We start from the raw sequence: 12,926 nt of genomic DNA, 5'->3' as shown, positions 1-12,926 counted from the left end.
CATAAGTGAAGCAATGGAAACCAGAGCCAACTACGTCATTGTCGGCATTTTCACGCTGGTTGCGATCCTGGCGGCGTTCGCCTTCGTCTATTGGACGGCGGCGATCGGCGACAGGGGCGAGACGACGCTGCTGCGGGTGCGCATTCCGGGCTCGGCCTCTGGTCTCGGCCGCGGCAGCTTCGTGCTGTTCAACGGCGTCAAGGTCGGCGACGTCAAGCGCGTCTATATCGACGTCGACAATCCGACTGTCGCCATCGCCGACACCGAGATCGACCGGATGACGCCGATCACCAAGTCGACGCAGGCCGATATCGGCCTCGCCGGCCTCACCGGGCAGGCCAATATCGAACTCAAGGGCGCCGACCCCAAGGAAGTCAAGCTGCTCGACCAGGCCGAGAAGGAAGGCAAGGTCGCCGAGATCGTCGCCAATCCTTCCGCCGTGACCAATCTGCTGCAGACGGCGCAAAACATCTTCACCCGCGCCGACAAGGTGCTGTCGGAGCTGGAAGGCTTCACCAAGGACGTACGCGGGCCGCTGACGCAGACCGTGCACAACGTGCAGACGTTTTCCGATGCATTGGCCAGGAATTCCGACGGCATCGACAAATTCCTGTCCGCCGTCAGCGCGCTGTCCGATGAGCTGAAAGGCGTTTCAGGCAAGCTCGACGGCACGTTGAAGGCAGCGGAAGGCCTGCTCAATGCCGTCGACAAGGACAAGATCAAGAGCATCGTTGCCAATGTCGATGCGGTAACGGGGAACCTCAAGGAAACCTCGCAGCAGCTGCACGGTGTGATCAGGAACGTCGATACGGCGGTGGGATCGGTCAACGATTTCGCCAAGCAGACGCAAGGCACGCTGGCCAAGGTGGACGGCGTGCTCGACGGCATCGATCCGGCGCAGGTGCGCCAAGCGCTCGCCAACATCCAGAAGGCCAGCGACAGCGCCAACAAGGCGGCTGCCGATATCGCGGAGGTGACCGGCAAGATCGCCAATCGGGCTGACGACATCGACCAGACGATCAAGGACGCCAGGCAGCTGGCGCAACGGCTCAACGACGCCTCGGTGCGGGTCGACGGCATTCTCGCCAAGGTCGACAAGCTGCTCGGCTCGGGCCAGGCCGACGGCGTGATGGCCGACGCCAGGGATACGCTGAAATCGTTCAAGCAGGTCGCCGATACGCTGAATGCCCGGCTTGGGGTCATCACCGACAATCTGGCGCGCTTCTCGGGCCAGGGACTGCAGAATGTCGAGGCGCTGGTGCAGGATAGCCGCCGCTCGATCAACCGCATCGAGGAGGCGGTGACCGATCTCAGCCGCAATCCGCAGCGCATCCTTTCGGGCGGCGACGGCGAGGTTCGGCAGTTCGACGGCAGGGCGCGGCGTTGACTTCGGCATCGGCCCGCCGCAAGAACAGTGCTCGTGAAATGCGGGTTGATCTTGCGATCAGGAGATAACGGGGATCACGCGTGAGATTGAGTAGGCTTGGAACGGGCGGGTTGAAATCGGCTGCGGCGCTGCTTGTCCTGGCGGTTGCCGGCTGCGCGGCGCTCGGCGGCAAGCCGGCACCGCTCGACACGTTCGAATTGTCGGCGCCCTCGGTCGACGCGCATGGCCACAGCCGCAAGCAAATCCTGATCGCCCAGCCTTCGGCGCTGAAGGCACTGGACAGCCAGAACATCGTCATCAAACCCTCCGACGGCTCGATCCAGTATCTGAAGGGCGCGCAATGGGCCGACCGCCTGCCGCTGATCGTGCAGGCGCGGCTGGCCGAGACGTTCCAGCGCTCGGGCAGCTTTGCCGGCGTCGGCAAGCCGGGCGAGGGGCTGGCGATCGACTATCAGGTGATCGTCGAGGTTCGCTCCTTCGAAGTGCGCGTCAATGGCGGCGAACATGCCGAGGTCAACCTGTTCGTGCGCTTGCTCAACGACCGCAACGGGGAAGTGAAGGCTTCCAAGAGCTTCACCGCATCGGCACCCGTTTCAGGCAGCGGCAACCCGGCCTATGTCGGCGCGCTCGACGCCGCCTTCGGTGATGCGGCCAAGCAGGTCGTTCGCTGGACCGATTCGGTAATCTGAGCGCCAGGCGCGCCGGGATTCCACCAACGCTTCCGGGTTACGGACGGTCGAAGGTGTCCGGCCGCAGCTTTCCAGTCTTCATCAGGTGCTGCAGGGTGTAGGTTACGGACAGCGCATCGTCGAGCGCGTCATGCCCCTGCAGTGGCGGATGTTCGACGCCGTAATAATCCGCAAGCTTGTTGCTCGGCGTCCTTGCCAGGTCCTCGATCGGCATGCCGGCCGCGACCAGCAGCTTGACCGCATTGTCGAACCGGGTGGCCGGGATAGGCGGCCTGATGCCCGCGACATAGCAACTGATGGCGATCATGTTCAGTTTGTCCTTGCCCCAGGACCAGAACCGAGCCCCATCGGAGAAACGATCGACGCCCGCAAGAGCATCTTCCAGCACGACGCCCTCGGCCTCGATGATTTCTTCGGTGATGCCGGTCAGTCCAGTGAAGAACGGATCGAGCGTGTACCGCTCGCCAAACCGGTCGACCGGTCTGATATAGGCCTTGTGCGTGCCCAGCACGGGGAATCACCTTCGAGGCCGAGCCTGCCGCGCCGATCTGCGCGATGATCGGATCGAGATCATGGGCCGCGCACCAGAATCGGCGTTGTGATCCCTCAAGGCAGAGAAATTCGCAGTCGAAGATGATTGCCGTCTTCACAACTCAGGATCCGGTTCCGGAAAGCGAGATCAAACCCGGATGCGTCTCCGGGTGGCGAGTCAGTTCCTTCAAGAAAAAGGCGGGAGACAATCCCCCGCCTTTTTCGGTTTGGCTTGTCGACCACCTAATGCAGGCGGCCGCTGGCATGGGCCAGCATGGTGTAGACCTTGCCGGTGTCCGACGTGAGATAGGTCTGCGCCATGATGTTGTCGCGGTCGTTGCGAGAGACATCCTTGAGCAGCTTCTCGAAATCGTCGCAATAGCGGTCGACGGCGGTGCGGAATTCGGCCTCCGCCTGGTACTTGCGGCGGATTTCATCGAACGTCTGCTGGCCCTTGAGCGTGTAGAGCCTGCGCGTGAACACGTCACGCTCGCCGCGCCGGTAGCGGTTCCACAGCTCGATCGAGGCATCGTGGTCGATGGCCCGCGCGATATCGACGGATAGCGAGTTCAGCGATTCCACGACATGCGCCGGCGAACGCTGGGCAGGGGCCGCGCGCGGGGCTTCCGCTGGCGCCTGGGGAGCCGCTGGCCTGAGCTCGGCATCGTTCGACGCGGCGGTCAAGAGATCGCGCACCCAGCCGCCTTGCGGCGCGCGGGCAGTGGCGTCGGTGGCACGCTGGCGCGGTGCTGCCTCAGCCGGGCGCTCCAGATCGAGCGTGCCGCGCAGTCCCGCGCCGCCCAGTGGCGCCTGTGGCGGGCGCAGATCCGCCTGCGGTGCCGGGGCGCGACGGGGCGGCTCGGCGGCGCGTGCCGCCGGTGCCTGCGGCGCAGGGCGCAAGGGCCGCGGTTCTGAAGTGTCGCCGCCACGACCGGACTTCGCCACGATGTCCGAAAGCTCCTTCAAGGCGTTGATCTGCTCGGAAACCGCGCGGCGGATGGCCGATGTCGACTCCTTTGCCTCTTCCGGCATCTCGATGACGCCCTTCTTGAGCTCGGCGCGGGTGAGGTCGAGTTCACTCTTGATCGAGCCCGCGGTGCGCCGCATCTCCTCGGTCGCATCGGCGAAACGCTTGGTTGCCGAATCGACGACATCGGTGATGGCGTTGCGGATCTTGTCGGCGGACTCCATCGTCTTGCCCTCGGCGTTCTGCAGGGTCTGGCCGACGAGATTTTCGAACGAGCGCATGACCCTTTCGAGATCTTCCGACTTCTTGACCAGGCCGACGGCGAGGTCCTCAAGTGAGGACTGCCTTTCCAGCGTGTGTTCGAGGTTGCTCTGGGCCGAGCTCAACAGGTCCGAGGCGCTGGCCAGCAAGCGGCTGTGTTCATCGAACTTGGTGGCGATCGAGGCGACTTCGCGCAAGGTCGACGACGACAGTTCCGTCAGCCTCGTCGTGTTCGAATCGACCAGACGCGCGGAGCTGGCAAAGGTCTGCGCCGCCTTTTCGGTGGTCGCCGCGAAGCTTTGCGTGCTGCCGGTCAGACGTTCGTCGACCTCGCCGAGGTTGACCGCGGCCTGCTCGATCAGCTGACCGAGCTGCGAGCTGGACTTGGTCATGCGGCCGATCAGATCGGCGACGCTGTCGGACAGCGACGAGCGGGCGCCTTCGACCGCCGACAAGGTTTCGGCGGTGCGGCTGGCCAGTGCGTTGACCAGGGCTGCATTCTCGCTGCGCAGCTTCTCGGTCGCGCGTTCCGTGACCTCTTCCATGCTCTTCTGCAGTTCCGAGCCGCCCTGGGCGAAGCGCTCGACCAAAGGCCGCGCGGTTTCGTCGAGGATCTTCGACATCTCGGCCGACCGCGCCGCGAGCATGGTGTTGAGCTCGCGGGTGTTGGCGCCGATCGTCTTGGCCGCGTCATTGGTGCTCTGGCCGATATGTTGTCCGACCGCGGTAAAGGTTTCCGCGATCACATTGGCACGCGATACGAGTTGTGCCTCGGCACTCGACACCTGCTCGTTGAGCTTCTGGCCCATCGTCTCGGTGGTGTAGGCGAGCCGGTTTTCGACCCCAGCGATCTGTTCTTCGACACGGGCGGCCGCTGCCGCCGCGCTCGATGCAAGACGCTCGTCGGCGCCAGCAAGTGCCTGCTCGATTTCGCGGGCGTGCACGGCCAGCTCCTGACCGGTCTGGCGGGCGCGATCGGCGACCCGCTGCTCGGTGCTTGCAAAGGCGCCGACAATGGTCTGCGCATGCTCGCCGATCGTCGAGGTGCTGTCGGCGATGCGCGAAACCAGGCGCTGGTCGGCGTCGTCGAAGATGCGGGCGATTTCGGATGCCCGGCTGGACAGCGCGTCCGAACCCTCGGCGATGCGCGAGACCAAATGCTGGTCGGCGGCATCGAAGATACGACCGAGGTCCGACGCGCGGGCGGCGAGCGCCTCGGCGGATTCGCCGATGCGCATGCCGAGCCGCTGGTCGGCGCTTTCGAAGTTCCGCAGGATGTCGCCGGCGCGGGCGGCCAGCGACTGCGCCGTTTCCACGGCACGGGCGACCAGCTTCTGGTCGGCCGCGTCGAACGTGCCGGCAATCTCGCTTGCGCGGGCGGCCAGCTGATCGGCGGTTTCCTGGGCGCGGGCGGCAAGCTTCTGGTCGGCCATGTCGAAGGTGCCGGCGATCTCGCCGGCGCGGGCAGCGAGTTGATCGGCGGTTTCGTGGGCACGGGCCAGCAGCGAGCTGGAGGTGTCATCGGCGCGGGCGAGCAGGGCGTTCGACGTATCCTCCGCACGGGCGTGGAGGCGACGATCGGCCTCCTCGAAGGTGCGGGCGATGTCTTCGGCCCGGGCCAGCAGGGCGGCGGACGTCTGCTCGGCGCGCTCGGCGATCTTGCGATCGGCGTCGCTGAAAGCCGCACCGGCCTGTTCGTGCAGCGTGCTGGTGACTTCCAACACCTTTTCGCGCAATGCGCCGGCGACGAAGACAGCGCTCTTCTCGAGCACGTTGCGGACGTTGTCGACACCAGTCGAGAGCGCGCGCTCCATGGTGCCGGCGCGTTCCTCGATGATGCCGGTCTGGCGGCTGAACGCCTGCTCGATCTTGTCGACATCGGCGGCGATCGCGGCGGAAATGTCCGTGCTCCTGGCCGCGATCTGGTCGATGTGGCCGGACAGCGAACGATCGACCTCCTTGCGGCTCTCGGCGAGCTTGCCGAGATCATCTTCCAGCGCGCGGCTGAGCATGTTGCGGCCTTCGGACAACTTGCCGACATGTCCGGCGATGATATCGTCGATATCGCCGCGGCTTTCGGTCAGCTTCTGCAGGTCGGCTTCGAGAGCACGCTTGAGAATGTCGCGGCCTTCGGCGAGCTTCTCGACCTGGCCGGCGACCAGACCGTCGATGCTGGAGCGGCTTTCGGCCAGCTTGGCAAGGTCTGCCTCCAGCGCACGCTTGAGGACATCGCGGCCTTCGGCAAGCTTCTCGACCTGGCCGGCGACCAGACCGTCGATGCTGGAGCGGCTTTCGGCCAGCTTGGCAAGATCGTCCTCGAGAGCCTTCGACAAGGTCGAACGCTCCTGCACAAGCCGTTCCGCATGATTGTTGACGTGGGTGCCGACAGTCTCAAGGTCGGCCTCAAGTGCCTTCGACAAGGTCGAACGCTCCTGCACAAGCCGTTCCGCGTGACTGCTGACGTGGCTGCCGACAGCCTCGAGATCGGCCTCAAGCGCCTTTGACAGTGTCGATCGCTCTTGGGCAAGTCGGTCCGAGTGGCTGTTGACAAGGCTGTTGACAGTTTCGAGATCGGCCTCCAGCGCGCGGGCGAACTGGGCGCGGTCGTCGACCAGCTTCTGGGACTGGTCGGCAACGGTGTTTCTGACCGTGCTGAGGTCGGCTTCCAATGCGCGGCGCAGGATATCGCGCCCTTCGGCGAGCTTCTCGACCTGGCCGGCGACCAGACCGTCGATGCCGGAGCGGCTTTCGGCCAGCTTGGCGAGATCGTCCTCCAGCGCCTTCGACAAGGTCGAGCGATCCTGAACCAGCCTGTTCATGTGGTCGGCGATGACGCTGTTCACATTCTGCAGATCGGCTTCCAGAACACGTGAGAGCTGCCCGCGATCCTCGGCCAGCCTGTCCGACTGGCTCGATATGACGTTCTTGATCGTATTGAGGTCGGATTCCAGCGCACGCTTGAGGATGTCGCGGCCCTCGGCGAGCTTCTCGACCTGGCCGGCGACCAGACCGTCGATGCTGGAGCGGCTTTCGGCCAGCTTGGCGAGGTCGGCTTCCAGCGTCTGCGACAGCAGGCTGCGGTCTTCCGCCAAGCGTCCCGAATGGCTGTCGATCAGCCCGCGTATCCCCGACAGGTCGCTTTCGAGCGAACGGCCAAGCTGCGTGCGGTCCTCGGCCAGTTTCGCCGAATGCGCCTCGATGAGGTTCTTGATACCAGCAATGTCGTTTTCCAGCGCCTTGGCGAGCACCGCGCGGCCCTCGGCGATTTTCTCGACCTGGCCGGCGACAAGGCCGTCGATGTCGGCGCGGCTCTCGGACAATTTGCCGAGATCGGCCTCCAAGGCGCGCGACAAAATGTTGCGGCCTTCGGCCAGTTTTCCAACATGCCCGGCCACCATTTCATCAATGATGGTACGAGCTTGCACCAATTTTCCGGAGTCTTCGTTGAGAGCCAGTGAGAGCCGGTTGCGGCCTTCTTCCAGCCTTTCGAGGTGGCTGCCGAGCGACGCATCGATGGCCGCACGCGATTCGTTGACCTTGCGCAGGTCTTCTTCGAGCGCACGCGCTATCAGGCTGCGGCCTTCGGCCAGCCTCTGCACCTGGTTGGTCACCGCCGCATCGATGCCGGCGCGGCCTTCGTCGAATTTCTCCAGGTCCGCCTGCATGGCTGCCGCCATGCGCTCGCGGCTCTCGGAGAGCTTGCGGCTATGGTTTTCGACGGCTTCTTCGATACCGACGCGCGCGTCGGCGAGCCGCTGGATGTCGGCGTCGAAGGAGCGCGACACGACGTGGCGGGCTGCCTCCATGCGGCCGGCGAAATCGCTGGCGCGCGCTTCGAGCATGGAAGAAGTCGAGGTGACGATGTCGGCCATGTCGGCGCCGATCTGGGTCTTGCCCTGATCGATCATGGCCGACAGCGTGTCCTTGCTCTCGGCGAAGGTGTGGGCGATTTCGCGCGCGCGCTCGACTAGCGTTTCGTTGATCTGGCGGGCGCGGGCTTCCAGCGCGGCATTGAGCTTCTGGGTGCCGGTGTCCAGCGCTTCGGCGCGGGTCTGAAATTCACTGATCAGCGCCTGGCCGCGTTCGGCCAAGGTGCGTTCGATGCCGTTGAGGCTGGCCTCGAACTCGGAATTGAGGGTGCGCGCGGCGCCGCCGAGCAGCGACACCATGCCGGTGGTGCGATCGTCGAGCAGGTCCGTCAACGAACGGGTCAAGCCGTCCGTGGTGTCCGTCAGCTTGGCGATACGGGTGTCGAGCAGGCTGGCGAAAGCCTCGCCGGAGGTTGAAAGCCTGTCGGTAATGTTGTCGAGCCGGCCCTCCACCGAATCGAAGATCGACATCGAACTTTCGTTGATGCGGTCGATCAGCGTGTCGCCGGAATTGGTGATCGTCATCGACAGTTTGGTCGACGCGTTGAGGATGCTGTCACGGATGATGTCGCTTGCCGCGCCGATTTCATCGCGCAGCGTCTCGTGCGCGCCGGAGATCGAGGCGCGGACGCGTTCGGCATGGGTGACCACTGCTTCGCGTTCGCTGCCCAATCCGTCGACCAGCGACCTGATGCGGGTTTCGTTTTCCGAATAGGAGCGCTCGATCTGGTTGACCTCGCTGTGGACCAGCGTCTCCAGTTCGACGGCACGGGCAAGGGTGCGTTCGATGCCTTCGCCCATGGCAGCCACCTCGCGGCGGACGGCCTGGCCGATCATCATGACGCGATCCTGGGCCATGTTTTCCGGCTCGGTCAGGCGGAAGGCCACTTCCGTCATCGATTGCGCGGCGATGCGCATGTCCTGAGCGCGGCGAATCATCGTCGCGAAGGCCCAGAACAGGATGACAGGCACGATAGCCGCGACGGCAAGGCCGATCAGTTCGGGGCGGGCGAAGAACTGGTCCAGCGTGCGGATCCGCCAGATGCTCGGTCCAAAAAGCAGGTTCGCCAGTCCGCCGGCGCCCGCGATCCAGGCAAGCGAGACAAAGGCGATGACCCAGTAAATGGTGTTGGAGGCGCGCCTGTTCAGGCTGTGCAGAAGGGTCTTGTAATCTTTCTGACGATCGTCGTTGGCTGGCGCGAAGCCGGCGGGCTGGCCACCATTGCGCGTCTCGACCGGGCGAAGTTCGGCCGGCTTGGCGTTTGGCGCGGGCTTCGCGGCCTGGGGCTGATTGACGACGGGCGCCGGCTGCTGATTGCGTCCCTCGCGTGCCAGTTCGTCGGCGGCCTGTGATATCTGCGCTTCCAGATCTTCCATCGAGGCCGCGATATCGAGGTCGCCGCTATCGGTATCGCCGCTCAGGTCGAGATCGAGCGCTTTTTCGAGTTCCCTGGCTACGTCGCTGTCGAGAGTTCTGGTCGTTGTTGGTTTCTTCGCCATGCCTTCGCTACCCTGTACTAGCTGCCGCGGGGGCTTATAATTGTGCTTGTCTTACCCCCGCGCAGGAGGCTGAAAATGGACCCTCGTATCGTAATGACACAGGGGGGTAAAGAAAACATGCATTCCGCGGGATACGTAAAACTTTAAATATAAGGTTAACGGAAGCGTGATTTGGGCGCCGCTTTCGCAACATTTTTCCGGGCCATCCATTAACCCGTTGTCCACTGGATTCGCCTAGGTTTTCAGGCGACCGAAGAAAATGGAGTTCGAGTTCATGCGTGGCGAAAGCGGCATTGCCTTCTCAATGCCGGGGGGCGACGTATCGGGAACGAGGCAGTCCCGACCGGTCGATTTGGCACACCTTGCCCGGCAAACGATGGGCGACCGCGCCCTCGAGCAAGAGGTGCTGGCGCTGTTTGTACAGCAGGCACTGTCGGTACGCGACAAAATAGTCGATGCCGACATCAAGGACCGGCTCCTGCTGGCTCATGGTTTGAAAGGGTCGGCCCGTGGCGTGGGTGCCTTCGCCATCGCCGATTGCGTCACCGATATCGAGCATCGCCCGGAGGACGCCCAGACGCTCAAGCGGCTCGGCAGGCTGATCGACGAAGTGCGCGACTTCATCGCCGCCATCAATCGCTGATCCAGGTTTGCGACAAAAACGTCACGGAGCGCCGCTTTCGCACGGCAGTTGACTTGTTTGCCGGAGTGATTATCTCGGGCGAAACTCGCTTCCCCTCGGGCGAACTCCCTTCGTCCGGGGCGAAACTCCCTTCAGGTGACAAATGACCAAACTGACCTTCATCGCCCATGACGGCACACATTTCGACGTGGACGCCGAAAACGGCTCGACGGTCATGGAGAACGCCATCCGCAACGCTGTCCCGGGCATCGAGGCGGAGTGCGGCGGCGCCTGCGCCTGCGCGACCTGCCATGTCTATGTCGATGAGGCATGGACGGCCGAAGTCGGCGAGCCCGAGGCGATGGAGGAAGACATGCTGGACTTCGCCTACGACGTCCAGCCGAACTCGCGCCTGTCCTGCCAGATCAAGGTACGCGACGCGCTCGACGGCCTGATCGTCCGGGTGCCCGAGCGTCAGGGCTGAAGCCAGCACGGGCGATTTTTGCCGCTGACGCTTGGCAGCGGGCCGCTGGTCATGCAGTCTCGCCCGGACTTTCGCAGCGAGGCGCATCATGACCGGCATCATCAGCACAGACGTCCTCATTGTCGGGGCAGGGCCGGTCGGCCTGTTCGCCGTGTTCGAGCTCGGCCTGTTGGACCTGAAATGCCACCTGATCGACATCCTCGACAAGCCCGGCGGCCAATGCGCGGAACTCTATCCGGAAAAGCCGATCTACGACATTCCCGGCTGGCCCTCGATCTCGGCGCAAGGGCTCGTCGACAAGCTGCTCGAGCAGGTCGCGCCGTTCCAGCCTGAATTCACCTATAACCGCATGGTCTCCAGCCTTGAGAAGCTGGAAGACGGCGGCTTTCGCGTCACCACGGACGAGAACGAGGTATTCGAGGCCAAGGTGGTGGTCATCGCCGCCGGCGGCGGCTCATTCCAGCCGAAGCGCCCGCCGATCCCGGGCATCGAACCCTATGAGGGCAAGAGCGTCTTCTATTCGGTGCGCCGGATGGAGGATTTCCGCGGCCATGACCTTGTCATCGTCGGCGGCGGCGACTCGGCGCTCGACTGGACGCTGAACCTGCAGTCGATGGCAAAGAGCGTGACACTGGTTCACCGGCGGGCCGAGTTTCGCGCGGCGCCCGACAGCGTCAACAAGATGTACGCCATGCAGGAGATGAAGCAGCTGGAATTCAGGGTCGGTCAGGTGACCGGGCTCACCGGAGCCGATGGCCAGTTGTCATCGGCCACCATCAAGGGCGGCCCGGATGGCGACATCGAGGTGCCTTGCACCCGCATGCTGCCGTTCTTCGGACTGACCATGAAGCTCGGCCCGATCGCGGAATGGGGGCTCAATCTCCACGAGAACCTGATACCGGTCGATACCGAGAAGTTCCAGACCTCGGTGCCCGGCATCTTCGCGGTGGGCGACATCAACTGGTACCCGGGCAAGCTGAAGCTGATCCTGTCGGGTTTTCACGAGGTGGCGCTGATGGCGCAGGCCGCCAAGCGCATCGTCAGCCCCGGCGAGCGTATCGTGTTCCAGTACACGACCTCGTCCACCAGCCTGCAAAAGAAGCTCGGCGTTTCCGGCTAGTTATTCCGCCAGGATCGGCGCCGGATCATCGACGTGGCCCCGAAGTTCTTTCTCGGGCATCAGCGTCAGCGTGATGAGGCCTAATCCCAGAGTGCCGGCCGCGACGAGAAAGATCATCACGAAGGGTTGGGCCGATACGACATGTCCAGCCACCTGAACGCCTTCGCCGGCCAGCGGCAACCCAAAGCCAAGGGCGACCGCGCCGAGCATCGCCACCCCCAATGCACTGCCCAGCGAACGCAGAAAGGTAAGCACCCCCGTCGCTACGCCAAGATGCATGCGGTCGACGGCGTTCTGCACGGACACGGTGGTTACCGGAAATGTCGTGCCGGTTCCCAGCCCGATACAGATGGTCAGGGCTTCGACGACAAGCAGCGATGCATGGCCGGCGACAAAAGCCAGCAGGCCCGTGCACAGGATGGCGAAGACGACGCCGACCATGGCGATGCGCTTGTAGTGGGTGAAGCGTGGTATCAGGCGGCCGCTGGAAGCGGCGCCGCCCACGGTTCCAAGCAGAAGACCAAGCATTGCAATGCCCGACTCGCTGGCCGTGAGGCCGAGTATCGACTGCAGATAGACCGGCAGATACACGGCAAGGCCGACGCTGGAGGCCTGGAGCAGGAACATCGACAGGGTGCCGGCCAGGACGATCGGGTTGCCCAGCACCTCGAGCGAGATGAGCGGTTCGGCCGCCCGCATCAGCCGCAAGGCAAAGGCGCCCCAGAACAGCGCGGAGCACGCCAGGACGCCGATGACTTCCGGCGATAACCAGGGATAGGCACTGCCGCCCCAGTTCAGTGCCAGCAGCAACAGCGCCGTTGCCACGATCAGCAGCAATGCGCCGAGGCCATCGATGCTGTGGTTCTTGGCCGCGATGGGCAGCTTCTTGAGCGGCTTGTTGATGATCGCCATGGCAAGAAAGCCCAGCGGGATATTGATCCAGAAAATGAGAGACCAGTGCAGATGCTCAGCGAAGGTGCCGCCCAGCAGCGGCCCGGCGACGCTGGCAACGGCCCAGGTACCGGAAAACCACGCCGCATAGCGCGCCCGCTCGCGCGGCGGGACGAGGTCTCCGACCACGGTCTGCGTCAGCGCGAAAAGACCGCCGCCACCGGCCCCCTGGATCGCGCGACCCAGGATGAGGACGAACATGTTGGGGGCCAGTGCGCTGACCAGCGATCCAGCAAGGAAGATGAGGATTGCCGCGTAGACGGTTGGCCGACGCCCATAGACGTCGGAAATCTTGCCGTAGAGCGGTGCCACGGCGGTTGCGGTCAAGAGGTAGCCGGTGACGATCCATGGCAGGTATTCGGCACGGCCGAGCAAGCGCCCGATGGTCGGCATGGCGGGCGCGACGATGGTCTGGTCGAGGGCTGCCAGCAGCATCGACAGGAGAACGCCGCCAATAATGGCGTTCTTTTCGCTTTCGCTCAGCGGCGCGCTCACGGCCGCCACGGCCTGCTTGTCGACAGCCTGGTCCATAAATCTTCTCGTCC

The 12,926-nt window shown here is 64.1% G+C and carries 7 protein-coding genes and 1 pseudogene; 5 read left to right on the top strand and 3 right to left on the bottom strand.

Annotation, left to right across the window (positions count from 1 at the left end; all coding sequences use genetic code 11):
* Nucleotides 1–13 precede the first annotated feature (13 nt).
* Nucleotides 14–1,387: an MCE family protein gene (locus LB557_RS24090; protein WP_224643585.1), complete on the top strand. Its 1,374-nt coding sequence runs from the start codon at nucleotides 14–16 to the stop codon at nucleotides 1,385–1,387.
* Nucleotides 1,388–1,467: 80 nt separating this feature from the next.
* A complete protein-coding gene (locus tag LB557_RS24085; RefSeq protein ID WP_140726799.1) occupies nucleotides 1,468–2,076 on the top strand; it encodes an ABC-type transport auxiliary lipoprotein family protein in 609 nt (202 codons plus the stop codon).
* Between the two features lie 37 nt (nucleotides 2,077–2,113).
* On the opposite strand, the pseudogene LB557_RS24080 reads toward LB557_RS24085, so the two are convergent.
* Nucleotides 2,114–2,726, bottom strand: a pseudogene (locus LB557_RS24080) (exonuclease).
* Between the two features lie 124 nt (nucleotides 2,727–2,850).
* Nucleotides 2,851–9,204 (bottom strand): kinesin, encoded by a 6,354-nt coding sequence (locus tag LB557_RS24075; protein ID WP_224643584.1) that lies wholly within the window; start codon nucleotides 9,202–9,204, stop codon nucleotides 2,851–2,853.
* A gap of 274 nt (nucleotides 9,205–9,478) precedes the next feature.
* Between LB557_RS24075 and LB557_RS24070 the strand changes: the two genes are divergently transcribed.
* The 3 genes from LB557_RS24070 to LB557_RS24060 all read left to right on the top strand — a co-directional run bounded on the left by LB557_RS24070 (nucleotide 9,479) and on the right by LB557_RS24060 (nucleotide 11,430).
* The gene (locus LB557_RS24070) at nucleotides 9,479–9,847 is read left to right on the top strand and encodes an Hpt domain-containing protein (RefSeq protein ID WP_015317671.1); all 369 of its coding nucleotides are present in this window, start codon (nucleotides 9,479–9,481) and stop codon (nucleotides 9,845–9,847) included.
* A gap of 142 nt (nucleotides 9,848–9,989) precedes the next feature.
* Nucleotides 9,990–10,310: a 2Fe-2S iron-sulfur cluster-binding protein gene (locus LB557_RS24065; protein ID WP_015317672.1), complete on the top strand. Its 321-nt coding sequence runs from the start codon at nucleotides 9,990–9,992 to the stop codon at nucleotides 10,308–10,310.
* A gap of 88 nt (nucleotides 10,311–10,398) precedes the next feature.
* The gene (locus tag LB557_RS24060; RefSeq protein ID WP_140616266.1) at nucleotides 10,399–11,430 is read left to right on the top strand and encodes an NAD(P)/FAD-dependent oxidoreductase; all 1,032 of its coding nucleotides are present in this window, start codon (nucleotides 10,399–10,401) and stop codon (nucleotides 11,428–11,430) included.
* Here LB557_RS24060 and LB557_RS24055 read toward each other — a convergent pair whose 3' ends face one another.
* Nucleotides 11,431–12,912 (bottom strand): MDR family MFS transporter, encoded by a 1,482-nt coding sequence (locus LB557_RS24055; RefSeq protein ID WP_224643583.1) that lies wholly within the window; start codon nucleotides 12,910–12,912, stop codon nucleotides 11,431–11,433.
* Nucleotides 12,913–12,926 lie beyond the last annotated feature (14 nt).

Origin of the sequence: Mesorhizobium sp. BR115XR7A (genome assembly GCF_020165315.1) — a bacterium.
GTDB lineage: Bacteria > Pseudomonadota > Alphaproteobacteria > Rhizobiales > Rhizobiaceae > Mesorhizobium > Mesorhizobium australicum.
Note: the sequence above shows the minus strand (reverse complement) of the source record. Positions and strands in the feature narration are given on the sequence as shown.

Bases quoted from the DNA above. Each gene is read 5' to 3' on its own strand.
- LB557_RS24090 (WP_224643585.1), top strand. From the start codon at position 14: ATGGAAACCAGAGCCAACTACGTCATTGTCGGCATTTTCACGCTGGTT.
- LB557_RS24075 (WP_224643584.1), bottom strand. From the start codon at position 9,204: ATGGCGAAGAAACCAACAACGACCAGAACTCTCGACAGCGACGTAGCC.
- LB557_RS24070 (WP_015317671.1), top strand. From the start codon at position 9,479: ATGCGTGGCGAAAGCGGCATTGCCTTCTCAATGCCGGGGGGCGACGTA.
- LB557_RS24065 (WP_015317672.1), top strand. From the start codon at position 9,990: ATGACCAAACTGACCTTCATCGCCCATGACGGCACACATTTCGACGTG.
- LB557_RS24060 (WP_140616266.1), top strand. From the start codon at position 10,399: ATGACCGGCATCATCAGCACAGACGTCCTCATTGTCGGGGCAGGGCCG.
- LB557_RS24055 (WP_224643583.1), bottom strand. From the start codon at position 12,912: ATGGACCAGGCTGTCGACAAGCAGGCCGTGGCGGCCGTGAGCGCGCCG.